Genomic DNA, 23,269 nt, shown 5'->3' with positions numbered 1-23,269 from the left:
TCCTTCGCGAGGCAAACGCAGCTTCCAATGGGCCAATGGATTCGACGTTCGGCATCCTGCAAGGGTATGATCTCGAGCGGCAAACACCCGCCTCCAGGGGCGGGTGATGAAGCGAAAGGAGTGTTCATGAAGTCGCCCGTACGTGTCGCAGTCACCGGTGCTGCCGGCCAGATCGGTTACAGCCTGCTCTTCCGCATCGCCAGCGGCGAGATGCTGGGCAAGGATCAACCCGTCATCCTGCAACTGCTGGAGATTACCCCGGCGATGAAAGCCTTACAGGGCGTGGTCATGGAGCTCGAGGACTGCGCTTTCCCCACCTTAGCCGGGATAGTGGCTACCGACGACCCCAACGTGGCCTTCGGGGACGCCGACTATGCCTTGCTGGTAGGCGCGATGCCGCGCAAACAGGGCATGGAACGCGCCGACTTGCTCCAGGCCAACGGGGCCATCTTCACCGCGCAGGGCAGGGCCCTCTCCGATAGCGCCCGCAGGGGGGTCAAGGTGCTGGTGGTGGGCAACCCGGCCAACACCAACGCCCTCATCACCTACAAGAACGCGCCCAGGCTCGAGCCCCGCCAGATCCACGCCATGACCCGCCTCGACCACAACCGGGCCATCTCCCAGCTGGCTGCCCGCCTCAAGGTGCCGGTGGCGGCGATCAAGAAGATGACCATCTGGGGCAACCACTCCCTCACCCAGTACCCCGACCTCTTCCACTGCGAGGTGGGCGGCAAGAGTGCCTACGAGTTGGTAGGTGACCACGAATGGTACGTCAACACCTACATCCCCAAGGTCGCCAGGCGCGGGGCCGAGATCATCGAGGCTCGAGGGGCTTCCTCAGCCGCTAGTGCGGCGAGCGCGGCCATCGACCACATGCGCGACTGGGCTTTGGGCACCCCCGAGGGCGACTGGGTGAGCATGGCCATCCCCTCCGATGGTTCCTACGGTGTCCCCGAGGGGCTCGTCTACAGCTACCCCTGCGTGTGCAAGAATGGCGACTTCGAGATCGTGCAGGGCCTCGACATCAACGAGTTCAGCCGCCAGAAGATGGATGCTACCGCCAGGGAACTCGCCGAGGAGCGCGATGCGGTGCTGCAGCTCGGGCTGATCAAGTAAGGCCGTGCGTTGAGCGCTAACGGTAGGGGTGGGCCTCGTGCCCACCCTCGTTTACTGAGGTCGGCGGCCAGGGTTATCTTTCACCCAACGAAAATATGGCGCACCTGATGAAACAACGTTACGATAGCTGGCATGAGTGTCAGCCGGTACTACGACGTCAAACGCGATGAGAACGGACAGCGGTACCTCGAGCCCTACATCAACGGTTTTTCACTGCTGGGGTTGCCGCTGCTGAACAAGGAGTCGGCTTTCACCCGCGAGGAGCGGCGTTTGCTGGGGCTCGAGGGCCTGCTGCCACCGCACGTCTCCACGCTGGAGGAGCAGAAAGAGCGGCATTACCGACGCTACCGGCTGCAAGCCTCCGACCTCGAGAAGCACATCTTCCTCAGAACGCTGCAAGATCGCAACGAGGTGCTGTTTTACGCCCTGCTCGCCGACCACATGTCGGAGATGCTGCCCATCCTCTACACGCCCACGGTGGGGGAGGCGGTCAAGGAGTTCTCGGCCATCTACCGCTTCCCCAGGGGCTTTACTGCCTCGACCTTCGACATCGACCACGTCGAGCAAACCCTCTCCAACGTGCCCCTGGAGGAGGTGCGACTCATCGTCGCCACCGACTCCTCGGCCATTCTGGGCATCGGGGACCAGGGCTTCGGGGGCCTGGCCATCGCCATCGGCAAACTCTCACTCTACACCGCTGCTGGCGGCGTGGGTCCGGACAAAACCCTGCCGGTGGGCCTGGACGTAGGAACCGACCGCCAGGACCTGATCTCCGACCCGCTCTACCTCGGGGCCAAGCACCGCCGCCTCACCGGGGAGGCCTACTTCCAGTTCCTGGATAAGTTCGTCGAGGCCGTGCGCAAGCGCTACCCCAAAGCCCTCATCCAGTGGGAGGACTTCAGCAAGGACACCGCTTTCGCCGTGCTCGAGCGTTACCGCAAGGTGCTGCCCTCCTTCAACGACGACATCCAGGGCACGGGTGCGGTGGCCCTGGCCGGGGTGCTCTCGGCTTGCCGGGTCAGGGGCGAGACGCTTAGCGACCAGCGCATCATCATCTACGGCGCGGGAGCCGGCGGGGTGGGGGTGGCCTGGGCGCTCAAAGAGGGGCTCATGCGCGAGGGACTCAGCGCAGAGGAAGCCCTCGCCCGCCTGTTCGTGCTCGACTCCCAGGGCTTGCTGGTTCAGGGGCGGCGGATGGAGCCTTACAAACAGGCTTTTGCCCAGAAGCCGGAGGCGCTGGAGGGCTGGAGCTACGTGGGCAACGTGCCCAACCTGCTCGAGGTCATCCAGAACGCCAGAGCCACGGTGCTGCTGGGTCTTTCGGGTCAGCCCGACTCCTTCACCGAGCCCATCGTCAAGGCCATGCTGGCCAACACGCCCCGTCCGGTTATTTTCCCCCTCTCCAACCCCACCAGCTCCTCCGAAGCCCTGCCCGAAGATTTGGTGCGCTGGACGCGCGGTACGGCGATGGTGGCCGCAGGCAGCCCCTTTGCTCCCGTCGAGTACGAGGGCCGAAGCTACCCGGTGGGTCAGGGCAACAACGCCTTCATCTTCCCGGGGCTGGGTTTTGGCGCGGTACTCTCGCAGGCCAAGGAGGTCACCGACGGCATGGTGCTCGAGGCCGCCTATGCCCTCTACGACTACACCTCGACCCATCACCCCGACCGCATTTACCCGCCGGTGGGCGAACTGCGGGAGGTAAGCAAGTTCGTGGCCGCACGGGTCATCCGCCGCGCCATCCAGGAAGGGGTGGCCCGTTCGGACAAGCTCAAGGGCCTGGACTTAACCAGTCTAAGGGATTTCGTCGAGGAGCGCTTCTGGAAGCCCCAGTATCTTCCTTTCAAGCCAGCTAAGTGAAGGGGCCTCGAGTTTATCGCTATGCGGATATAAGCTCATTTTCTGGTTGCGCGGAAGATAATCGTATAATCAGCGTATAAAGGCTACGCGGTAGCCTTTGGCGTTTGGCTTATGGACAAGGACAGACCGGTTTATATCATCTCCGTGGCGGCTGAGCTGGTGGACATGCACCCCCAGACGCTGCGCCTTTACGAGCGCAAGGGGCTGATCGAACCCAAGCGCTCGGGCGGCAAGACCCGGCTGTACTCCGAGCGCGACGTGGAGAAGCTGCGGGAAATCCGCCGCCTGACCCAGGAACTCGGCGTCAACCTGGCCGGCGTCGAGGAGATCATGCGGCTGCGCGACGAGTTGTGGGCCCTCGAGCAGCGTTTCCGCACCGAAGTCGAACGCCTGCAGAAGGAACTGGGTGAAAAGCTTCAGACCCTGCGCCTACCTCCGGCCCTCCCTGCCCCCTCCGAGGGCAAGCCCAAGCGCCAAGTCCCCGACAAGGAACGCCCCGTATACGTGATCTCCGTGGCGGCTGAGCTGGTGGACATGCACCCCCAGACGCTGCGCCTTTACGAGCGCAAGGGGCTGGTCAAACCCAAGCGCTCGGGCGGCAAGACCCGGCTGTACTCCGAGCGCGACGTGGAGAAGCTGCGGGAAATCCGCCGCCTGACCCAGGAACTCGGCGTCAACCTGGCCGGCGTCGAGGAGATCATCCGCCTGCGCGACGAACTCGACAGCCAGCAGGTCCACCTCGAGTCGGAAATAGCCCGCCTGCGCCTGGCGCTGCTGCGCGAGCTGGGTTCGGGAGAGTCCGAGGTAAAGAAGTCCAGCGCCGGTTGAGTAGTAGCTCGTGGCTATCAGCCTTCGACGTTTGGTGTTGGGCGTACAACGTACGACACATGACGTACAATCTCCCCGTGAATCACCTGGAAAGCCTCAAAGACTTCCTCCGCATCCCCTCAATTTCCGCCGACCCCGCCCACAAAGCCGACGTAGAGCGGGCTGCCCGCTGGCTCGAGGCCAGGCTCGGCGGCTTGGGCTTCGAGGTCGAGGTGATCCCCACCCCCGGCCATCCCATCGTCTACGCCGAGAAGCGGGTTAGTCCTTCCGCGCCTACGGTCTTGATCTACGGCCATTACGACGTGCAGCCCCCGGACCCGCTGGAGCTGTGGCACACCCCGCCCTTCGAGCCCACCATTCGCGAGGGCCGGCTCTACGCCCGCGGGGCTTCCGACGACAAGGGCCAGCTCTACGCCCACATCGCCGCGGTGGAAAACCTGGGTTCGGAGTTGGGGGTCAACGTCAAGTTTCTCATCGAGGGTGAGGAGGAGGTCAGCTCGGCCCACCTCGAGCCCTTCGTCAGGGCTAACCGTGAGCGCCTGAAGGCCGACGTGCTTCTCATCTCCGATGGCTCGATGTACGCGCCGGGCGTTCCCAGCCTCGAATACGGCCTGCGTGGGCTGGTCTACATGGAGGTGCAGCTCGAGGGCGCCAGCCGCGACCTGCACTCGGGTACCTACGGCGGGGCCGCGCCCAACCCCATCCACGCCGCTGCCTGGATGATCGCTAAGCTCAAGGGAGAGGACGGGCGCATCCTGGTCCCCGGCTTCTACGACGCGGTGCGCCCCCTGAGCGAGGTGGAGAAGGCCAACTTCGCCTCGCTGCCCTTCGACGCGGGTGAGTTCGCTCGTTCTATCGGCGCTGAAGCCCTGCCGGGTGAGCCGGGGTGGGGGGTGCTCGAGCGCACCTGGGTGCGGCCTACGCTCGATGTCAACGGCATCTGGGGCGGCTACCAGGGCGAGGGCTCGAAGACGGTGATCCCGGCCAAGGCCGGCTTCAAGTTCTCCATGCGACTGGTGCCCGACCAAGAGCCCCAGGCCATCCAGAAGGCCGTCACCGCGTACTTGCATCAAATCCTGCCCGAAGGCTATCGCATGAAAATCCTCTACCACGGCACGGGCAAGCCGGTGGTCACCGACCTCGAGTCCCCGCCCATGCAGGCGGCCATGCGGGCCCTCGAGCAGGCCTGGGGCCGCAAGCCCGTCTTCACCCGCGCCGGCGGCAGCATCCCTATCGTGGCCAGCTTCCAGGAATTGTTGGGCACGCCCATCGTGCTCATGGGGATGGGCCTCAACGACGACAACCTCCACTCGCCCAACGAGAAGTTCGACCTCGAGTGCTTCGAGAAAGGCATCCAGGCCAGCGAGAACCTGCTGCGGTTGCTGGCTCAGGGGTGAAGAGCGCGAAGCGGTAAGCCGTCAGCCGCCGGCGTCGGGGGTCGAGGGTCAAGACGTAAGACGTAGGACGTAGGACCGGCGTCTTGCGTACGACCCCCACTACCCCCCACCCACGATCCAAGCCAGGCGGGTGCGGCGGATTTGCTGGGTGATCTTCAGGCTGATGCCGTAGACCAGCACGAACCAGCTAAACCAGATTGCTATCCGCACCAGTGGGTTGGGAACGTACTCGGGCACGCGGTCGAAGAAGGTAAAGCTCTGGTCGATACCCAGCACGAAAAGCAGCAAGGTGATGGCCGACTTGCCCAGCATGTTGATCAGCACCTGGATCAGGTGGATGCCGTAGCTGTCCCTGCGCACGTCCACGAAGCTCGGGGCCAGCCGCCAGGGAAGCTTGATGATGATGATCAGGCATATCATGGCGTAGACTTGGTTGCTGATGCGCAGACCGTCGTAGGGGTTGAGCGAACCGAGGTGGATGAGCAGCCGGGCTTCAGCGGTAGCCAGGGTAAGCCCTAAGACAGCCACGGCCAGTAGCTTCCACCAGGGCAGCGCCAACACCCACGGCTGAACACGTTCGAAGTTACGGTGGAGCCACAGGCCCACCCACATGTAGAACAGAAAGCCGAAGAAAGCGAAGGAATGGATGGGGGTGAACCACTGGAAGTACTGGTTGACCGCGTAGACCGAGCTGGCTCCGAAGGCTGCCACGGGAAACCAGGGCTTCCACCAGTGCTGGCGCAGCAGCAGCATGACGGCGAGGGAAAACAGCAGCACCGGGATGTACCAGAAGGCGGTGAAGAAGGTCGTGTGCCAGGCTTCCAGGGGGATGTCGATGAGGCGGAACTTGCCCAGGGCGATCAGGCGCGTGAAGGCGATGCTCAGCAGGACGCCCAGCCAGACCAGGTAGGGCTTGCCAATGCGATTGACCCGCTCCCAGTAGTACGGAAGCACCTTGAACTGTGGCTTTTGCATTTTGGAAGCCATGAGGAAGGAGGTGATGATGAAGAAGGTCAGAATTCCAAAGCCCCGCAAGGCCACGATGGTGCTCTCGAGCAGCGAAGGGGATGGGTCAATCTCGAACCAGTTGGCGTGTATCAGCACGATACACACGATCGATAGAAAACGCGCGTTGTCAACAAAGAGATAACCCTCGGTGCTTTTGGAGCGGGCTAATGCGGGGGAATCGCTGATGAGGGTTTTCTGCATAGGCTCTCCAGCTCCACGATTTCAATGGCCAGGGCATGAGGTGTGAGGTCGAGCAATGCGACTGAGGGTAAGTTTAGGGTTCGGGGCGTTACGGGGGTGTTACTGGGTGTCGAGACAGATTTTCACCCACGAATCTGGCTCGTGGGTGAGGTATGACGGCGGGATGGGTCTCAGGGCATGGCCTGTAAGAGGCCCACAATATAGGTGGCGACGCAGGCGTGGATGAAGTTGTTGGGGTGAAGCTGGTCGTCGGCGAGGAGGTGATTGAAAGGCAAGCGTAACTCGGTGACGAGCTGCTTCATGATGCTGTAACGCGGCACCAGGGGTACCTTGGCCCACTCGGCGATCTCGGCCAGGGTCTGCTGGTAACGGTGGTAGTGAGTGTCATGGGCGATACCAGGGTAGAACTGCCCGTCCATCAGAATCACCTCGATGCCCTGCATGCGCAGGGTGGTGATGGCGTAGCTGACGCTACGCCTGAAGACATTCAGATCTTCCCCCTCTGCTGCATCGTTGGTGCCAGTCTGCCAGATCACCAGGTCCGGTTTGTAGGCCAGCACGTCTTGCTCGAGCCGCGCGACGAGCTCCTGGTTGATCTGCCGACTCTTGCCCTTGTTGATTACGCTCACGCTGCTGCCGGGGAAGGCTTTGGGAAGTCACTCCTGCAGGAGTGCGGGATAGGCTGCTTTGGGTGAGGAAACCCCGATTCCCTCGGTGCTCGAGCTGCCGATCGCCACGATGGTGACCGGCTGCCCCGAGCACAGCTTGGCCACAGTGTTGCTGATCACCCGGTCGGGCGGAGTGGGAAAGCTGCCGTATTCACACAGTGCGCTGGGGTCGCCCTGCAAGGTAGCGAACGACATGAGGACCGCCAGCAAATAAGAGGCAAAACCGGCCATGGCCGATTAATCCTCGCCGGAGGCTGTGGTCCGCTGAGGCTGGTAACGGCGGAAGATCAGCGCGTCGCCGACGCGGCCCTCGAGCATCGGCACCGCCGGGGAAGCGGCGATCTGGGCGCAGAAGGGTACGTCGGCCTCCAGCCCCACGCGCTGGAGGCTCTGCGCGGCGATGGACAGGGAAAGGGGCTCGAGGGGGTCGGGGTAGGTGCGCCGGGTGGCCAGGGCGATGAGGGTGCCGTCTTGTAGGTCGTAGAGGCCCATGAGCTGGATGAACTCCGCCAGTACCCCGGCGGTGTAGGTATCGTCGAGGGCGACCTTGCCGCCTGCTCCGGCGCACAGGATGGCCACCTCTTCCGTCGCCAGCTCGTGGGCCAGGCGGGCGGCGGCGTGGGCGTTGTAGAGCGAGGCCAGCAGGACGTGCTTGGCCGTGGTTGCGGCCAGGTGCGCGGCACGGGTGCCATTGGTGGTGGCCATCACCACGGTCTTGCCGGTGACCTTGGCTTCGAGGGCCTCGCGCGGGCTATTGCCGTAGTCGAAGCCCGCGGGCATCAGGCCGCCTTCCTCCCCGGCGATGACCACGTCGTGATCCTTGAAGGCCCGGGCCTGCTCGAGGCTGGCGGCGGTGTAAATCGCGCTGGCACCGGCCTCGAGGAAGGCCGTGGCGGTAGTGGTGGCCCGGATCACGTCCACCACGAGCACCACGTCGGGGTAGGTGAGTTCGGGCTGGGGGAGCAGGTCCACCCGCAGGCGCTTGGATGTGGGCTGGTTCATGGCCGCCCCCTCAGGGCCTGGAGGTTCTCGGCCACGCTGGCCCTGCCGTTGAAGACGCTCGAGCCCGCCACCAGCACCTGGGCCCCGGCATCCACGCACAGCCGGGCGGTTTCGGGGTTGATCCCGCCATCGACTTCGATCAGGCAGTGGGGGTTCATTTCCTCTACCATCTGGCGCAGCAGGCGCAGCCGGGGCAGGCTAGCGGGAATGAAGCTCTGGCCGCCGAAGCCGGGGTTTACCGTCATCAGCAGGGCGATCTCGAGGTCTGCCAGCAAGGGCTTGAAGAAGCCCAGCGGGGTGCCGGGATTGACGGCCAGGCCCGGCTTCAGGCCCAGCTCGCGGATGCGCTGGATGGCCCGGTGGGCGTGGGGGGTGGCCTCGGCGTGAACGGTGAGGTGGTCGGCTCCGGCTTTGGCGAAGTCCTCCAGGTAGCGCTCGGGCTCGACGATCATCAGGTGCACGTCGAGGGGGACCGTGGCCACGCGCCTGAGCGCTTCGACCACCACCAGCCCCATGCTGATGTTGGGCACGAAGCGGCCATCCATCACGTCGACGTGGATCCAGTCGGCCCCCCCTGCCTCGGCCTCACGCACCTGCTCGCCCAGCCGGGCGAAGTCGGCGGCGAGGATGCTGGGGGCGATACGGACTCGAGGGTTTGTAGCTGGCTCAGACATAGCAAGGACACGTTGCAAAACACACATAGACCGGCAGAGGTCGGTTCAGTCTACGCTGCTTCTGCGTTTTCGGATGGGCAATTTAGCGCAAGCCCAGCATCACCTCTTCCAGCCCGGTGGGGTCGAGTAGCTCCACCGAGCCGCTGCCGAGCTTGACGAGCTCCTCGTCGCGCAGGGCGTGCAGCACGCGGGTTACGGTCTCGCGGCTGGTCCCGGAGAGCTGGGCGAGTTCCATGTGGGTCAGGCGCAGCTTATTGCCGCCGTTATAGAGCTGGCGGCTGAGCTTGATCAGGGCGTAGGCCACCCGGCCCCGCGCCTCCTCGAAGGAGAGCACCTCGAGCTCGAGGTCGGCCTCGCGCAGGCGCTTGGCCAGAATCACCGCCAGGTTGTGCAGGATCTCGGGGTAGCGCCGCACCAAGCTCCAGTAGCCGTCCTGGTAGAGCACCAAGAGCACCGCGTCCTCCACCACCTCGGCGCTGGCGGAGCGGGGCTGGTCGTCGAGGAGGCTCATCTCGCCAAACACCTCGCCGGGGCCGAGGTAGGCGAACATGCGCTCGCGCCCGTCGAAGTAGGTGCGGTAGATGCGTACCTTGCCGCTTTGCACCACGTACAAAGCCGCCCCCAGGTCACCGGCTTCGAAGATCAGCTTGCCTGCAGGGTAGCTGCGGGCTACGAAGGCCTCGCGGGCTACCTGTAGGGCCGTTTCGGAAACCCCTCGAAACAGCGGCGTCTGGGCTAGCGCTTGGGTGTCGGTGAGCATTGGCCTTAATCTATAGGCTGGAGTCAGCGTTTGCCAAGCATGGATGAGCGAACGATGAACCCCAACCCGCCTGGCAGGAGCGATTTGTGGTGCTCGACGTCGAAAACCTGAGCTTTGCCTACCCCGAAGTCGAACTCTTTGATCACTTGAGTTTTTCCCTAGGCGAGGGCGAGGCCCTGGCTTTGCTGGGCCCCTCGGGCAGCGGCAAGACCACCTTGCTGCACCTGGTGGCTGGGCTGCTGCAACTCCAGGGGGGAGACGTGCGCTGGGAGGGCCGTTCCATCGCGCACCTGGGCGAGGAGGAGCTGGCCCGGCTGCGGCTTTCCTATCTGGGGCTGGTGTTCCAGCACCACTACCTGCTGGCTGAACTCTCTGCCCTCGAGAACGTCCTGGTGACAGGCTATTTGGCCGGTTCGGTGGACCGCGAGTGGGGCCTGGAACTGCTGCGGAGGGTGGGTCTGGAGGCCAGAGCGCACCTGTTGCCCAGGGCCCTCTCCGGCGGGGAGCGGCAGCGGGTGGCCCTGGCCAGGGCGCTGTACAAACGCCCCAGGCTCCTCCTGGCCGACGAGCCTACGGGATCGCTCGATAAGCGCAACGCCGAGCGCATGGTGGCATTGATGAAAACCCTGTGCCGCGACCTGGGCACTGCCCTGCTGATCGCCACCCACGACGAGCACCTGGTCACGGATTTGCCAGAGTTGCGGCTAGGGGTGCAGTAGGGGGGTCGAGAGTCAAGGGGCGAGGGTGGAGGGTTGGTGGCTTGTGGTTATCAGCCCTTCCACAAACCGGTATGCTGAACCGGTATGGCTTTGCATATCCGTGCCAACCCAGGTGACATTGCCCCTCTCGTGCTCCTGCCGGGCGACCCCGGTCGGGCCGAGTGGATTGCCGAGACCTTTCTCGAGAACGTCCGGACCTACAACACCTACCGGGCACTGCTGGGCTTCACCGGAACTTACAAGGGGGTTCCGGTCTCAGTCCAGACCAGCGCGATGGGGGGCCCCTCCACGGCCATCGTGGTCGAGGAGATCATCAAGCTGGGGGTGAAGGCCATCATCCGGGTGGGGACTACCGGGGGGATTGACGGCAGGCTCGAGGCCGGAAGCCTGGTCATCGCCCAGGGGGCAGTACCCCTCGACGGGACCACCCGCCAGTACCTCGAAGGGCGGCCTTATGCTCCCGTCGCCGACTGGGACGTGCTCGAGGCGCTGGTCGGTGCGGCCCGTGAGGCTGGCTCAAAGCACACGGTAGGCCTGATCTCCACTGAGGACGCCTTCTACGCTACCAGCCCCGAGTCGGCGCGGGAGTGGGCGAAGTTCGGGGTGCTCTCCATCGAGATGGAGGCCGCGCCGCTGTTCCTGGTGGCCAGGATGCGGGGGGTGAAGGCGGGGGCCATCCTCACCATCTCCAACCAGATTGGCGACACCTCCTTCGTAGATGAGCGCATCCTGCAAGCTGGAGTGGAAAACATGACCCGCGTGGCCCTCGAGGCCCTGCTCAAGCTCAAGGACAGGATTTGAGGTCTAAGGCTTGAAGTTTGGAGGCGCTTAGTTATGAACGAGTCTATGGAAAGCCAGATCCCCGAGTTCGAGTTCCTCTCCTACGAGGCGCGCGATCAGGTCGCCATCGTGACCATTCGCCGCCCCCAGGCCCTCAACGCGCTCAACCAGGACCTTCTGGTCGAACTGGCCAGCGTGACCGATGTAATCACCCAGGACCCCGAGGTGCGGGTGGCGGTGTTCACCGGTGAGGGTCGGGCTTTTGTGGCCGGGGCCGACATCGGCCAGATCGCCGACATCCAAGATGCCTTCGCCGGGCGGGAATTTGCCCTGCTGGGCCAGACCGTCATGGGCGAGATCGCCGCCCTGCCGCTGCCTACCATCGCGGCCATCAACGGCTTCGCGCTGGGTGGGGGCCTCGAGCTAGCGCTGGCCTGCGACCTTCGCGTAGCCAGTACCAAGGCCAGGCTCGGCCTGCCCGAGGTGAGTCTGGGCATCATCCCCGGCTTCGGCGGAACCCAACGCCTGCTGCGTCTGCTGGGGCGGGGGAGGGCACTGGACCTGATTTTCACCGGGCGCCACGTGAGTGCCGAGGAAGCCCTGCAACTGGGCCTGGTCAACCGGGTGGGAGAAGACGCGCTGGAAGCGGCGCTCGAGCTCGCCCGCGCCATCCTCAAGAATGGCCCGGTGGCCCTGGCTCTGGCTAAGGAGGCTGTAACGCGGGGCGAAGGTCTCGAACTCGAGGAGGCGCTGGAAGTCGAGGCAGACCTCTTCGGCTTCGCCGTCACCACCAAGGACATGAAGGAAGGCACCCGCGCTTTTCTGGAGAAGCGCGCGCCCGAGTTCAAAGGGGAGTAGTCTCGCACGCCGAACGTAAGACGCTGGACGCGAGCAGCTATCAGCGGCTTCTTAGGGGCGAGCCCCAGGCCACAGCCCACGAGCCTTCAACCCTCGAGCGTGACCTCCGACCCGCGCGAGGGAGGCTTATGCCCTACAATTGCCGAGTGGACGACACCAGCAAAGTCCAGGAACACGTTGTCCAGCTCACCAGCCCCAAGGCCAAGCTCTACCTCGAGGCTGACACTGCCATCAGGCGGGACCTGCTGGGCTACCCTAAGGCCTTACAGGCTTATGACTTGCTCTCGATGGACCCTGAGGCCCGGGGGCACTGGGACATGTCCAACTACATCACCATGCGCAAGCTGGGCTACAACGACCACGGCCGGGTGCACGCCCTGCTTACCGGCTCGGCCAGTGTGGCCATCTTGAAGCTGCTGGTGGAGGCCGGGGCCAAGCCCGACGTGATGGAGAGCGGGGTGGGCGACCTCGACGACACCTACTTGGTGGTGCTGATCTCGACCATGTTGCACGACATTGGCAACCAGGTGCACCGTCATCAGCACGAGGCTTTTGGCGTGACGCTGGCAGTTCCCCTCGTCGACCGCATCCTCGAGAAGCTCTACCGCGACCCCGAGCAGCGCACCGAGCTGCGCAGCTTCATCCTGCACAGCATCTATACCCACGACCTCATCGCCGAGCCTCTCACGCTCGAGGCTGGCGTCACGGCGGTGGCCGACGGCACCGACATCACCAAGGGCCGGGGTCGCAAGGCCTTCGCCCTGGGCTCGGTAGACATCCACTCCATCAGCGCCCTGGCCGTGGACGAGGTGCAGATCATGAAGGGTGAGCAGGTCCCTGTGGAGATCCGGGTGATCATGAACAACTCGGCAGGGCTCTTCCAGGTCGAGGAGACCCTCACCCGTAAGGTGCTCAACAGCCCCATCCGCAACATGGTCACGGTCACGGCCACCACCCGCGACGAGTTGCCCGGCGACCAGCGCATCATCCGGCGGGTGCGGCTGCATCCGACAGAGCCGCGTTTTACGCTGGATTGATGCATTGGTGGTCGATGGCCGAACGCCAGGTTTGCTACCGTGACGCGCTGAACCACTCGCGCAGGAGCGGCCAGGCTTCCTCACCCAGGGCCTCGAGGAAACTCACGTCGCCTGGCTCCTTGCGAAACCAGGTGTACTGGCGTCTGGCGTAGGCGATGGTGTTGTGCTCGATGCGCCGCCGGGCCTCCTCGAGCCCCCACTCCCCGCGCAGGTAGCCCAGCAACTCCTTGTAGCCGATGGCACTCAGGGCGATGGGTTGCGCGGGGTAGCGCTCGAACAACCTCCGCACCTCCTCCACCAACCCCTGCTCGAAGTGCCGTGCCGTGCGGGCCAGCAGCCGGGGCTTGAGCGCTTCGAAGGCGGGCCACAGCACGGCCTTGCGGTAGCTGAAGCGGGGCTTTCGCCTGGGGAAGCGGCTGGGTGGAATGCCAGTGCGGCGCAGGACCTCCAGGGCTCGCACGACCCGGCGGGGATTGCGCCCGGCTCGCCGGGCGTCTTGGGGGCTGGCGGCTTGCAGTTCGGCGATCAGGGCCTCGAGCCCTCGCTGCTCGAGGTCGCGCTCGAGCTGCCGCTGCACCTCAGCGTCGCGGGGAGGAATCTCGTACAGCCCCTCCGAGAGGGTGCGGATGTAGTACCCAGTCCCCCCCACCACCAGCGGGATGTTTCCGCGCCGCAGCACTTCCGCTATGGCCTCCTCGGCGCGCTCGAGGTACTGGGCTACGCTGAAAGGCTCGTCGGGATCGACGATGTCGATGAGGTGATGGGGAACCGCGGCCCGCTCCTGAAGACTGGGCTTGTCGGTGCCGATGTCGAGGCCCCGGTAGACCAGCGAGGCATCGGCGGAAACGATCTCTATGGGGTATTCCTGGGCCAGCTTCAGGGCCAGGGCGCTCTTGCCCGAGGCGGTAGGCCCGGTCAACACCGGTATGGCTCTCATACTCGACACACCGACCATGCTACGCTCATTCCATGTCGCTTGAATCACTCGACCGCTTCAACGCCCTCGAGCAACTTCAGGACGTGCGCCGCCGCCTCGAGGCCCTGACGAGGAGTCTGGCCGGGGCCTGGGTGCCCAGCGCCGACATCATCGAAGAGGAGGACCACTTCAGGCTGCTCGTGGACCTGCCCGGAGTTCGTCCGGAAGACCTCGAGCTCAAGGAAGAGGGCACCACCCTCACCCTCGGAGGCGTGCGCCACCCCATCGTGGGCACCTACAACCTGCAAGAGCGCCCCAGCGGCCACTTCCAGCGCAGCTTCGATCTTGGCCAGCGCATCCAGCCGGGTAGCGCCCAGGCTTCGCTAAAGGGCGGGGTGCTCGAGGTCATCGTCAAGAAGGCCATGGATTGACATCAGCGGCTGGGGGCCTGTTGTCTGCCGCTGGGATGTCCCTCGACCACGTGGCACTTGCGGCAGCGCGGCTCGTAGCTCTCGCTGGCCCCCACCAAGATCACCGGGTCGTCGTAGCGGGCTGGGCGCCCGCCGATGAGCCGCTGGGTGCGGGTGGCCGGTGAACCGCAGACTGGGCAGACGGCGGCCAGCTTTTCGACGTACTCGGCTTTGGCCAGCAGTTGGGGAATGATGCCAAAAGGCTCGCCTCGGAAGTCTTGATCCAGACCAGCCAGGATCACGCGCACGCCCTGATCGGCGAGCTCGAGGGCGAGCTCCACGAGCCCCTGATCGAAGAACTGCACCTCGTCCACGGCCAGTACCTCGGGCAATTCCTCGCCGAGGTGGGTCCGTAACTCGGCGGAATCCTTCACCGCCACAGCTTCGACCCGCTTACCGTCGTGGCTGGTCACGTCGGAGGCATGGTAGCGGTCGTCAATCCTGGGCTTGAATACCATGACCCGCTGCCCTGCGATCAGAGCGCGCTTGACCCGGCGAATGAGCTCTTCCGACTTACCCGAGAACATCGGGCCGACCACCACTTCAATCCATCCAGGGAGCACAGGCAAATGGGGCATGTCGGGGCAGAGTTTACCCGCCCGCCCCAGCCGCAACAACCCCCAAAAGCAAAGCCCCTCTTTCCCCATGGGGAAAGAGGGGCTGAGGGCTAAAGCGTTTACTTCTTGCGCTTGTAGGAGTCGCCGAAGCGCTTCTGGAACTTCTCCACGCGGCCTTCGGTGTCCACGAAGCGTTGCTGGCCGGTCCAGAAGGGGTGATTGCCGCTCCACACTTCGACGTGGATTTCGGGCTTGGTGGAGTAGGTGTTGAGCACGACTTCGCCGTTGCAGATGATCTTGCACGGCACCAGCTTGGGGTGAATGTCCTTCTTCATCTGGAGGCTCCTTTCGCACGATCTTGGTCGTGCGGGCAACTTCAAAAGTGTACCAGCCAGAAGCAGCGCTTTCAAGCTCGAGCCCACGGCGCATTGGACACATGGTTTTGCGGCTTTCCGCGAGGAAGCTTGGGGTAGAATCACCCGCATATGGTCAGAGGGGTCCGTGGAGCCATCACCGTAGAGGAAAACAGCCGCGAAGCCATCCTGAGCGCTACCCGCGAACTGCTGGAGAAGATGCTCGAGATCAACCAGATCAACGACTTCGACGCCATCGGGGCCATGATCTTCACCCTGACCGACGACCTCAACGCTGCCTTCCCCGCCGAAGCTGCCCGCCAGCTCGGGATGCAGATGGTACCCCTGATCAACTCCCGCGAGGTGCCCGTTCCAGGCTCGCTGCCCAGGGTGATCCGGGTGATGATGCTCTGGAACACCAGCCTTCCCCAGAAGCAGGTCCGGCACGTATACCTGAGGGAGGCCGTGCGGCTGAGGCCCGACCTCGAGAGCGCGCAGTAGGGGCCCATTGATCTGCGCTATCGGCGGTCAGCCATCAGCCGTCGGTGAAAGGGCGTTCGGCCTTCCCTCAAAGATTCTCCGGGAACAACTGCACGCCCTCCAGACGGGCGTAGTTGTCGATGAGCTTGTCCAGAACGGCTCCAATCAGATCCGAACTCAGGCTCTCCTGCACCGCTTCGAAGGGTACGTAGGCGAGGGGCTCGATGTTGTTGAGCCGGATGATGTGGTAGCCGAACTCGGTCTTGACGGGTATACGGGTGATCTCACCGACCTTGAGCCTGAGCATGGCCCGCTCGAAGGCTTCGATCAGGCTGCCCACCGGGTAGCAGCCCAGGTTGCCCCCTTCGCTCCGGGAGCCCGGATCGAGGGACAATTCGGAGGCCAGGGTCTCGAAGGTCTCGCCTTTGGCCAGGCGGGCCAGTACGGCCTGGGCCTGGGCCTGGGTCTCGACCAGGATGTGAGAGCTACAGTAGCGCGCGGGCTGGCTGTACTCTGCGCGGTTGAGGTAGTACAGCAGCTTGAGCGCGGGTGTGCTGAACTGGATCTTGCCTACGAGGTCATCGATGAAGGCGTTGAAGGTGATGGCTTCGTAGACCAGCAGCCTGTACCCTGCCACATCGCGCAGGCCAGCTTCTTTGAGCCCGGCCAGAAACGCCTCCTCGCTCTCAAAGCGCTCGCGCACCGAGCTGATCTGTTGCTCGATCGCCGCGTCGGTAGCTGCGTAGCCCTGGCGCTCGGCCACGTTGAGCACCGCCTGGTCCTTGGCGATGCGCTCGAGCAGCCGGGGTTTGAAGGAGTTGAGGGTCTCGGCAGCTTCGGGGGTGTAGGGGATCCCCTGCCGCGTCAGGGTCTGATGGGTGAAGTACTCCCACTGCAAGTCGAAGTAGCTTCGGGTCAGGCTAACCTTGCCTACTTTGGCCACTACGGGGTCGCTACCCTGGGCCAAGGCCAGCGGGGCAAGTGAGGCCAACATCAACAAAATTAGGCGCATTGGGTTATGTTAGCACGGGTACGCTGAAGCAGCTGTAACGCCGAGGCCAGCGGGGATTGATCCGCGAGGGGCGGGTGGAGCGAACGCGGTAGAATCAGCCGCGTGAGTTCGCCGGCGACCAATTTTCAACTGATCGTGGTGGGGGCGGGGCTGAGGGGGTTGGTCTGCGCCTACGAGGCCCAGAAGGAGGGCTTGCGGGTAGCCGTGCTCGAGGCCCGCAAACGCCCCGGCGGAGCCCTGCACACCCTACGGCAGCCGGGGCTGCTGCTGGAGTGCGGCCCGGAGAGTATCCCCGCCAGCTCGGCCCTGAAGCGGCTGCTGGAAGAACTCTCCCTCGAGGCTACCCCTCTGCAAGACCAAAAAGCCTTCAAGCGCAACGGGCAGTGGGTAGCCTATCCCCAAGGACTCAGCCCTTCCGATCCGGCGACCTACGCCATGCTCGCCCCCCTGCTGGGGCTCAGCGCGCGCCTGCGCCTGCAAGCTGAGGGTCTGGTGGGCAAGGGAGTGCTCGAGGACGAATCGGTGGCCGGTTTTTTCACCCGCCGCCTGGGCAGTGCCGCCTGGGATCTGCTGGCCCCCCTGGTACAGGAGGAATGGGGCGGCGACCCAGCCCAGCTTTCCCTGCGCTCGGCCTATCCCCGGCTGTGGCAGGCCGAAAACCAGCACGGAAGCCTGGCGCGAAGCCGCGGACAGACGCTTCAGACCTCCCGCCTCACGTTCGCCCAGGGCATGGGCAGTCTGATCGACGCGCTGGGCAAGGCCCTCGAGGGCAAAGTTCCCTTTGGGTCTGGCCAGGAGGTAGTGGGCCTGCAACGCAAGGGGCAGTACTGGCAGGTCTACACCCGGCAGGGCCAGCTCGAAGCAGAGAGCGTGGTGCTGGCCTGCCCGGCCCCGGCTGCCGCTCGCATTCTGCGCCACGTCCACCCCCAGGCCACCACCCTGCTCAACCAGATCCCCCACCTGCCCTACAGCAGCGTCCACCTGGCCTTTGCCCAGGACCAGCTTCCCGACGATCCCTATCCCGTGCGCCTGTGGGAGGAAGCGGGTGGCTTTTACCGTCTCAGCCGCACCCGCTCCCGCTTCCCGGCGCGCGTGGAGGAGGGGTTTGAAGTCCTGCGGCTGGACGTGGTGGGCGAGGCGGCTCGGCTGAGCGAAAGCGTGCTGGCCAGGCTGGCGCTGGACCAGGTGCGCCAGCAGCTCGGGATCGCTGAGTCGAGCCGGGTGCTGGGCAGTTGGGTCTTCCGCCAGATCGGCAGCCTGCCCCAGCCCACCCTGGGACACCACCGCCGCGAGGGCTTGCTCGAGGGCACCTTGTCTCACCTGCCAGGGGTGTTCTTCGCCGGGGGAAGCCTCGAGCGGGCCGTTGCCGACGCCGAGCAGGCCGCTCGCAGGGCCTTGGGCTACCTGGCCTTGTCTGTGGATACGCCTATGTGACTTGTCGGGGAAGAGCTTTCGAGCGCTTGCCACAGGCTTGCCGACGCCTGCTTTTCTGCTCGCCTTCTATCTCAGCACCGCTTCGGCGCGGGTCGCCATCAAGCGGGCGTACTGGGTAAGTTCGCCCAGCGCGTCGGCCACAGTGGTCCGCAGCAGGTATTCTCCCGGCGAGAGCCGCTTCAGCAGCAAGAAGGGCGGCCCGGCCAGCACGTCGAGGATCTGGCGCACGGTGTCGGCTTCCAGCGGGAGGTCGCCGCTCACCAGGTCGGCCAGCAGGAAGACACTCTGCTGGGGCATCTCGGCCAGCGAGAGCAAGACCGAAGAGAAGGCCGCCCGCTCGCCCAGGATGCCCTCGAGTTCGTCCTCGAGGGGGCGCAGCGACTCGAGGTCGAGTCGCCCAGTCTTCAGAAAACGCTCGACCTCCACTGCGCCCACCGGGAAAACTTGGCGCAGCTTGGCCAGCTTCTGCAGGGCTTCGGGCGAGATGTAGCACAGGCCACCCCCGCCCAGACCCGAAGGCCGCCACTGGGCCAGCTCGCTCAGGGCTTCCTCGCGCATGGACTCCCCGGCCACCAGCCCGGCGTACTGCACGCTCCCCTGGCGGCGCAGCTCGAGCAACTCGGGCGGTTCGCACTCACCCAGGCGGCACAGGGCCAGGGTGTAGGCCCTGCGACCCAGCGAGGCCCGGAAAAACCAGGGTGGGCCGCTGCGTTCGCGGCTCAGGCCCAGCCGCTCGAGGTCCGCCGAGAAACCCGGGGCCTCGACCGCCGGAGCATGGGGGTACATCACCGCCTGGGGGTAGGGGGTCACCTTAACCCGGCGCTGGCCGGGCGTGGGGGCCTCGGGTTGCGGCTCGGGTTTGGGCTCGGCTTCGAGCACGACCTTGGGCGCGGGGCGCGGGGGACGCGAATGGAGGGCCTCGAGGCCGATCAGCTCACCGTCGAAGCTGAGGTGGATCACCTCATTGACGGCCAGCCGACGCTTGGCGTAGTAGCTTTGCAGCCCCGTTACCCAACCCCTCGACCACTCTACTTTGCACTCGTAAACCTCACCATCTTCGTCCACGAAGCGCGCTATGTCCTTGTTCTTGAGGAACTGGCGCAGGCTTTGGGTGAGGGTCATGGTCCCGGAGTTGAGGCAGTGTGAAGTCAAAACGTAACGTCCGGTCATAGCTCTCCAAGGGGCCGGGGACTACCGGCGGTCAGCATGTAGTACATCTCGTAAGCTACCTGGGTGGTGATGTTGACATCGCCCAGGGCACGGTGGCGACCGTGCACCTCGCCGAGGTCGAAGGCGAAGGCCAGGGCGTCGAGCCCCCGCTTGGGTAGCCCAGGCAGGGCTTTGCGTGCCCACTGAACCGTGTCCACAACTACGTTATCCAGTCTATACCCCAAACGGCTCAGGCGGGGCTTGAGGAACCCGAGGTCGAAGGGGGCGTTCTGGATGATTAAGGTGGCACCGGCCAGCAAAGGCCAGGCCTCCTCGAGCACCTGGTAGATGTCAGGAGCCCCTCGTACGTCCTGATCGCGGATTCTGGTGAGGCGGGTGATGAAGGGGGGGATGGGGGTGCCCGGGTTGACCAGGCGCTGAAACTCGGTGCGCTCGCCGTTTTCCAGCCGTACGAAGGCCAGTTCGATCACCTCGTTGGCTTCGGGCGAGAGCCCGGTGGTCTCGAGGTCGAGCACCACCACCGGCTCCGAGCGAGGGGGGAAAGGGTAATCCCACTCCCAGAGGCTCACCTCCTGTCCATGGTTGCGAAAGCGGCCATCTAGCAAGCCTTCGAGCAACTTGCCAGACCAAGATAGCTGGGGCAGTTGGGGCGAGGCCAGCACTTCCTGAGCCAATTGAGCTTTGGGGAGAGGGTTCCCAGCTTCCCGCAAACGCCGGGCGATGCGGGTGCTGAGGCGGTAATAGGTGGGGCTCATGGCTCGAGAGGGGGCGTACGACATAAGAATAAACCCAATCCAATCAGCAAGCCTGAGAGGCTTGCCGCAGTATACGGCAAAGTGCGAATTTTAGGCACCTGCAGCAGCGATGGGGGCGGCTTTGGTGAAGACCGAGTCGGTAAGCTGTTCGAAATGTTGAGCCAGGCTAAAGAGGCGTTCATCTTGCAGCGGCTGGCCGATGAGTTGCATCCCCACCGGCAAACCCTCCTCAAAGCCCGCCGGCAGCGACAGCCCCGGAACCCCGACCAGGTTGAGCGCCACCGTGTCGATGTCGGAGAGGTACATCGACAGGGGGTCGCTGGTCTTGGAGCCCAGCTGGAAGGCGGGGAAGGGGCTGGTGGGGGTCAGGAGCACATCGGCTTTGGCGAAAGCCTGGTCGAAATCGGCCTTGATCCGGGCCCGGGCCTTGAGGGCCTTGCCGTAGTAGGCGTCGTAGTAGCCTGAGGAGAGCGCGAAGGTGCCCATCAGGATGCGCCGTCTGGCTTCGGGGCCGAAGCCCGCCGCGCGGGTTTTCATCATGGTGTCGCTCACGTCCCTGCCCGGCACCCGCAATCCGTAGAGGGTGCCGTCGTAGCGGGCCAGGTTGGAGGAGACCTCGGCGGTCATGGCGATGTAGTAGGTGGCCAGGGCGTACTCCAGCGAGGGGATGCTGACTTCGACGAAACGCACGCCCGTCCCCTCGAGCGTTTGGCGGAAGTTCTCCAAAGCCGCCAGCACCCCAGGGCTGTTCCCGACCTGAACACTCTCCCGAACGATCCCCACCGTCAGGGGCTGCTTCTGCTCCAGCGCCTGGGCAAAGCGGGGCTCGTGCTTCAAGCTGGTGCTGTCGCGCGGGTCGTAGCCGCAGATCACGTCGCTTAGGAGGGCCAAATCCTCCACCGTGCGGGCAAACGGCCCCACCTGGTCGAGGCTGCTGGCGCAGGCCACCAGCCCGTAGCGCGAGACCCGGCCATAGGTAGGCTTGAAGCCATATACCCCGCAGAACGCCGCAGGCTGGCGCACGCTGCCTCCGGTGTCCGAGCCCAGGGCCACAGGGGCCATATCCGCTGCCACCGCCGCCGCCGAGCCGCCCGAGGAACCACCGGGAACGCGCGCTAAGTCCCAGGGGTTGCGGGTAGGACCGAAGGCCGAGAACTCGGTGGAAGAGCCCATGGCGAACTCGTCCATGTTGGCCTTGGCCAGCACCACGGCTCCGGCCTCCCGCAGCCTCTCGACCACCGTGGCGTCGTAGGGCGGGACGAAGTGCTCGAGGATCCTCGAGCCGCAGGTGGTCTGGAGCCCCCGGGTGCAGAGGTTGTCCTTGAGGACCACCGGAACCCCGGCCAGCGGGAGGTCTTCCCCCTTGGCCAGGCGCTGCTCGACCGCTCTGGCTTCCTGCTCGGCCTCGGGGTTGAGCCGCAGCAGGGCGTGGATCTGGGGCTCGAGGGCCTCGATACGGTTTAGATAGTGCTTCAACACCTCGGTCGGGGCGGTTTCACCGGATCGGACCTTGGCGATGATCTCTCGTGCCAGCATAGCCCTGACATCATACGTCGCTGCTCAACACTCGATAGCCGATAGCCGATGGCCGAACGCTCTTTCTCTACCCTCTCCACCTCCCGGTTCAGGAGCCGAAGTACTCCGGCAACTGCTCGCGGGTGATCAGCACGTCTCGAGGCTTGGAGCCCTGGTGGGGACCCACGATGCCCATGGCCTCGAGGCTGTCCACCAGCTTTCCGGCGCGGGCGTGACCTACCGACAGGCGGCGCTGGAGGCGGCTGACGGAGGCATAACCCTCTTCGATGACCACCTCGGCGGCTTTGCGCAGCAGCGGGTCGGAGAAGTCCACCTCGCCTCCCCCTCCGCCATCTGCGGCCAGGCTGGGCGGCCCGTCGAAATCGGAGCCGTAGGCTTCGCCGAAGGCGTCCTCGAAGCTCTGCTGGCGCAGGAACTCGGCCAGGCGGTGTACCTCACCCTCGGAGAGGTAGGGGCCTTGCAGGCGCACGGGCTTGGGCAGCCCCGGCTGGTGGAAGAGCATGTCGCCCTGGCCCACCAGCCGCTCGGCGCCCACGGTGTCGAGGATGGTGCGGCTGTCGAAGCCCGAGGAGACCGCGAAGGCCATACGGGCAGGGATGTTGACCTTGATGAGCGAGGTCAGGATGTCCACCGAAGGGCGCTGGGTGGCCAGGATCAGGTGCATCCCGGTGGCGCGGGCCATCTGGGCCAGGCGCAAAATGGCCTGCTCGACCTCCTTGGGCGCGGTGATCATGAGGTCGGCCAGCTCGTCGATGACGATGACGAGGTAGGGGAGGGTGGGCTCGCCCACCGCCTTCATCTTCTCGTTGAACTGCTCGAGGTTGCGCGCTCCCACCTGGCTCATCATCTTGTAGCGGCGCTCCATGTGGGCCACCGCGCCCAGCAACACCCCGGCGGCGTCGGCGGGGTTGGTCACCACGGGCCGGATGAGGTGGGGGATGCCCTCGTAGGGGGTGAGTTCGACCATCTTTGGGTCGATCATCAAGAAGCGCAACTCGGTGGGCAGGAACTTGAACAGCAGGCTGCTGATGAGGGTGTTGACCGCCACGCTCTTGCCCGAGCCGGTGGAGCCGGCGATGAGGAGGTGGGGCATCTTGGCCAGGTCGCGCACCCAGATCTCGCCGTCGATGCTCTTGCCCAGCACCAGGGGCAGGCGGTCTTTGGAGCGCACGAAGTTCGAGCTGCTGATGCCTTCGCTGTAACGCACCACGTCGCGCTCGGCGTTGGGCACCTCGAGGCCGATGACACTCTTGCCAGGGATGGGGGCTTCGATACGCACCGAACCGGCAGCCAGGGCGCGGGCGAGGTCGTTGGCTAGGTTGGCCACCCGGCTGATCTTCTCGCCGGGAGCGGGCTCGAGTTCGAAGCGGGTCACCGTGGGGCCCCTGGCCCAGCCCACCACCTTCGCCTCCACGTCGAAGCTCTTGAGGGCGGCGTCGATGGTCTCGGCCAGACGGCGGGTGTTGGCCTCGAGCACCCGCGGATCGTGCTTGGGGGGCTCGGGAGGGTCGAGCAGGGCGGAGGTGGGCAGGGCCAGGGCGGTAGTCCCACCGGTGGTCGCCCGGATCTGAGCCTTGCCCTCCGGCTTGGCGGGGGGCTTGCTCGGCAGCGCCTTGGGCTGGGCGGTGACCACCGGCTCGGCCTCGGTCACCTCCTCGAAGTCGAGGTCGAGGTCTAAGTC

At 64.9% G+C, this 23,269-nt stretch carries 24 protein-coding genes and 1 pseudogene; 11 read left to right on the top strand and 14 right to left on the bottom strand.

Translation table 11 applies throughout. The features are described 5' to 3' along the window. Positions 1-126: 126 nt before the first annotated feature. From Mrose_RS08880 to Mrose_RS08865, 4 genes are all read left to right on the top strand, one after another. Complete coding sequence (locus tag Mrose_RS08880; protein ID WP_119277497.1) at positions 127-1,116, top strand: malate dehydrogenase; 990 nt, start codon at positions 127-129, stop codon at positions 1,114-1,116. Between the two features lie 132 nt (positions 1,117-1,248). Further along, a complete protein-coding gene (locus Mrose_RS08875) occupies positions 1,249-2,973 on the top strand; it encodes an NAD-dependent malic enzyme (protein WP_119277473.1) in 1,725 nt (574 codons plus the stop codon). A gap of 111 nt (positions 2,974-3,084) precedes the next feature. Then, positions 3,085-3,801: a heat shock protein transcriptional repressor HspR, fused homodimer type gene (gene hspR / locus Mrose_RS08870; RefSeq protein ID WP_119277471.1), complete on the top strand. Its 717-nt coding sequence runs from the start codon at positions 3,085-3,087 to the stop codon at positions 3,799-3,801. A 77-nt stretch (positions 3,802-3,878) separates the two neighbouring features. After that, positions 3,879-5,198: a dipeptidase gene (locus Mrose_RS08865; RefSeq protein WP_119277470.1), complete on the top strand. Its 1,320-nt coding sequence runs from the start codon at positions 3,879-3,881 to the stop codon at positions 5,196-5,198. 99 nt (positions 5,199-5,297) lie between these two features. Here Mrose_RS08865 and Mrose_RS08860 read toward each other — a convergent pair whose 3' ends face one another. The 6 genes and pseudogenes from Mrose_RS08860 to Mrose_RS08835 all read right to left on the bottom strand — a co-directional run bounded on the left by Mrose_RS08860 (position 5,298) and on the right by Mrose_RS08835 (position 9,511). Further along, on the bottom strand, positions 5,298-6,407 hold the full coding sequence (locus Mrose_RS08860) for an acyltransferase family protein (protein ID WP_119277467.1): 1,110 nt from the start codon (positions 6,405-6,407) through the stop codon (positions 5,298-5,300). A gap of 170 nt (positions 6,408-6,577) precedes the next feature. Continuing rightward, positions 6,578-7,048 (bottom strand): annotated as a pseudogene (locus Mrose_RS08855) (SGNH/GDSL hydrolase family protein); the annotation flags it as partial. 15 nt (positions 7,049-7,063) lie between these two features. Next, entirely contained in the window at positions 7,064-7,270 is a 207-nt protein-coding gene (locus Mrose_RS08850) for a hypothetical protein (protein ID WP_147371595.1), read from the bottom strand. A gap of 42 nt (positions 7,271-7,312) precedes the next feature. After that, the gene (locus Mrose_RS08845; RefSeq protein ID WP_119277462.1) at positions 7,313-8,077 is read right to left on the bottom strand and encodes a 2-phosphosulfolactate phosphatase; all 765 of its coding nucleotides are present in this window, start codon (positions 8,075-8,077) and stop codon (positions 7,313-7,315) included. Continuing rightward, on the bottom strand, positions 8,074-8,751 hold the full coding sequence (gene rpe / locus Mrose_RS08840) for a ribulose-phosphate 3-epimerase (protein WP_119277461.1): 678 nt from the start codon (positions 8,749-8,751) through the stop codon (positions 8,074-8,076). The genes Mrose_RS08845 and rpe overlap by 4 nt, the downstream gene beginning before the upstream one ends. An 82-nt stretch (positions 8,752-8,833) precedes the next feature. Next, entirely contained in the window at positions 8,834-9,511 is a 678-nt protein-coding gene (locus Mrose_RS08835; protein WP_119277459.1) for a Crp/Fnr family transcriptional regulator, read from the bottom strand. Between the two features lie 89 nt (positions 9,512-9,600). Between Mrose_RS08835 and Mrose_RS08830 the strand changes: the two genes are divergently transcribed. The 4 genes from Mrose_RS08830 (at position 9,601) to Mrose_RS08815 (ending at position 12,905) form a co-directional block, all read left to right on the top strand. Further along, positions 9,601-10,230: an ABC transporter ATP-binding protein gene (locus Mrose_RS08830; RefSeq protein WP_245969755.1), complete on the top strand. Its 630-nt coding sequence runs from the start codon at positions 9,601-9,603 to the stop codon at positions 10,228-10,230. An 84-nt stretch (positions 10,231-10,314) separates the two neighbouring features. Continuing rightward, entirely contained in the window at positions 10,315-11,031 is a 717-nt protein-coding gene (locus Mrose_RS08825) for a phosphorylase family protein (protein ID WP_119277457.1), read from the top strand. A gap of 33 nt (positions 11,032-11,064) precedes the next feature. Then, on the top strand, positions 11,065-11,868 hold the full coding sequence (locus Mrose_RS08820; RefSeq protein ID WP_119277455.1) for an enoyl-CoA hydratase/isomerase family protein: 804 nt from the start codon (positions 11,065-11,067) through the stop codon (positions 11,866-11,868). 146 nt (positions 11,869-12,014) lie between these two features. Continuing rightward, positions 12,015-12,905 (top strand): phosphohydrolase, encoded by an 891-nt coding sequence (locus tag Mrose_RS08815; RefSeq protein WP_245969753.1) that lies wholly within the window; start codon positions 12,015-12,017, stop codon positions 12,903-12,905. 34 nt (positions 12,906-12,939) lie between these two features. On the opposite strand, the gene miaA is transcribed toward Mrose_RS08815, so the two are convergent. Continuing rightward, the gene (gene miaA, locus Mrose_RS08810) at positions 12,940-13,842 is read right to left on the bottom strand and encodes a tRNA (adenosine(37)-N6)-dimethylallyltransferase MiaA (protein ID WP_119277452.1); all 903 of its coding nucleotides are present in this window, start codon (positions 13,840-13,842) and stop codon (positions 12,940-12,942) included. Positions 13,843-13,874: 32 nt separating this feature from the next. Here miaA and Mrose_RS08805 point away from each other — a divergent pair, with 32 nt between their 5' ends. Then, complete coding sequence (locus tag Mrose_RS08805) at positions 13,875-14,252, top strand: Hsp20/alpha crystallin family protein (protein WP_119277450.1); 378 nt, start codon at positions 13,875-13,877, stop codon at positions 14,250-14,252. Between the two features lie 2 nt (positions 14,253-14,254). Here Mrose_RS08805 and Mrose_RS08800 read toward each other — a convergent pair whose 3' ends face one another. Both Mrose_RS08800 and rpmE read right to left on the bottom strand, forming a co-directional pair. Then, positions 14,255-14,869 (bottom strand): thymidine kinase, encoded by a 615-nt coding sequence (locus Mrose_RS08800; RefSeq protein ID WP_119277448.1) that lies wholly within the window; start codon positions 14,867-14,869, stop codon positions 14,255-14,257. Between the two features lie 98 nt (positions 14,870-14,967). Beyond that, positions 14,968-15,183: a 50S ribosomal protein L31 gene (gene rpmE / locus Mrose_RS08795; protein WP_018466394.1), complete on the bottom strand. Its 216-nt coding sequence runs from the start codon at positions 15,181-15,183 to the stop codon at positions 14,968-14,970. Positions 15,184-15,333: 150 nt separating this feature from the next. Here rpmE and aroH point away from each other — a divergent pair, with 150 nt between their 5' ends. Continuing rightward, positions 15,334-15,702 (top strand): chorismate mutase, encoded by a 369-nt coding sequence (aroH, locus tag Mrose_RS08790; protein ID WP_119277446.1) that lies wholly within the window; start codon positions 15,334-15,336, stop codon positions 15,700-15,702. A 67-nt stretch (positions 15,703-15,769) separates the two neighbouring features. Here the strand turns inward: aroH and Mrose_RS08785 are convergent, their stop codons facing one another. Continuing rightward, a complete protein-coding gene (locus tag Mrose_RS08785) occupies positions 15,770-16,693 on the bottom strand; it encodes a peptidylprolyl isomerase (RefSeq protein WP_119277445.1) in 924 nt (307 codons plus the stop codon). A 102-nt stretch (positions 16,694-16,795) separates the two neighbouring features. Between Mrose_RS08785 and hemG the strand changes: the two genes are divergently transcribed. Continuing rightward, on the top strand, positions 16,796-18,127 hold the full coding sequence (gene hemG / locus Mrose_RS08780; RefSeq protein ID WP_182482742.1) for a protoporphyrinogen oxidase: 1,332 nt from the start codon (positions 16,796-16,798) through the stop codon (positions 18,125-18,127). A gap of 66 nt (positions 18,128-18,193) precedes the next feature. Here the strand turns inward: hemG and Mrose_RS08775 are convergent, their stop codons facing one another. From Mrose_RS08775 to Mrose_RS08760, 4 genes are all read right to left on the bottom strand, one after another. Further along, positions 18,194-19,249, bottom strand: a complete 1,056-nt coding sequence (locus tag Mrose_RS08775; protein WP_245969751.1) for a hypothetical protein — start codon at positions 19,247-19,249, stop codon at positions 18,194-18,196. Positions 19,250-19,293: 44 nt separating this feature from the next. Then, positions 19,294-20,052, bottom strand: coding sequence for a 3'-5' exonuclease (locus Mrose_RS08770; protein WP_119277439.1), 759 nt, complete (start codon positions 20,050-20,052; stop codon positions 19,294-19,296). Positions 20,053-20,142: 90 nt separating this feature from the next. Next, entirely contained in the window at positions 20,143-21,588 is a 1,446-nt protein-coding gene (gene gatA, locus Mrose_RS08765; RefSeq protein ID WP_119277437.1) for an Asp-tRNA(Asn)/Glu-tRNA(Gln) amidotransferase subunit GatA, read from the bottom strand. Positions 21,589-21,676: 88 nt separating this feature from the next. After that, positions 21,677-23,269 (bottom strand): DNA translocase FtsK (locus Mrose_RS08760; protein WP_245969750.1); only part of this gene is annotated, 1,593 nt, incomplete at its 5' end.

Source organism: Calidithermus roseus (assembly GCF_003574095.1).
Lineage (GTDB): Bacteria > Deinococcota > Deinococci > Deinococcales > Thermaceae > Calidithermus > Calidithermus roseus.
Note: the sequence above shows the minus strand (reverse complement) of the source record. Positions and strands in the feature narration are given on the sequence as shown.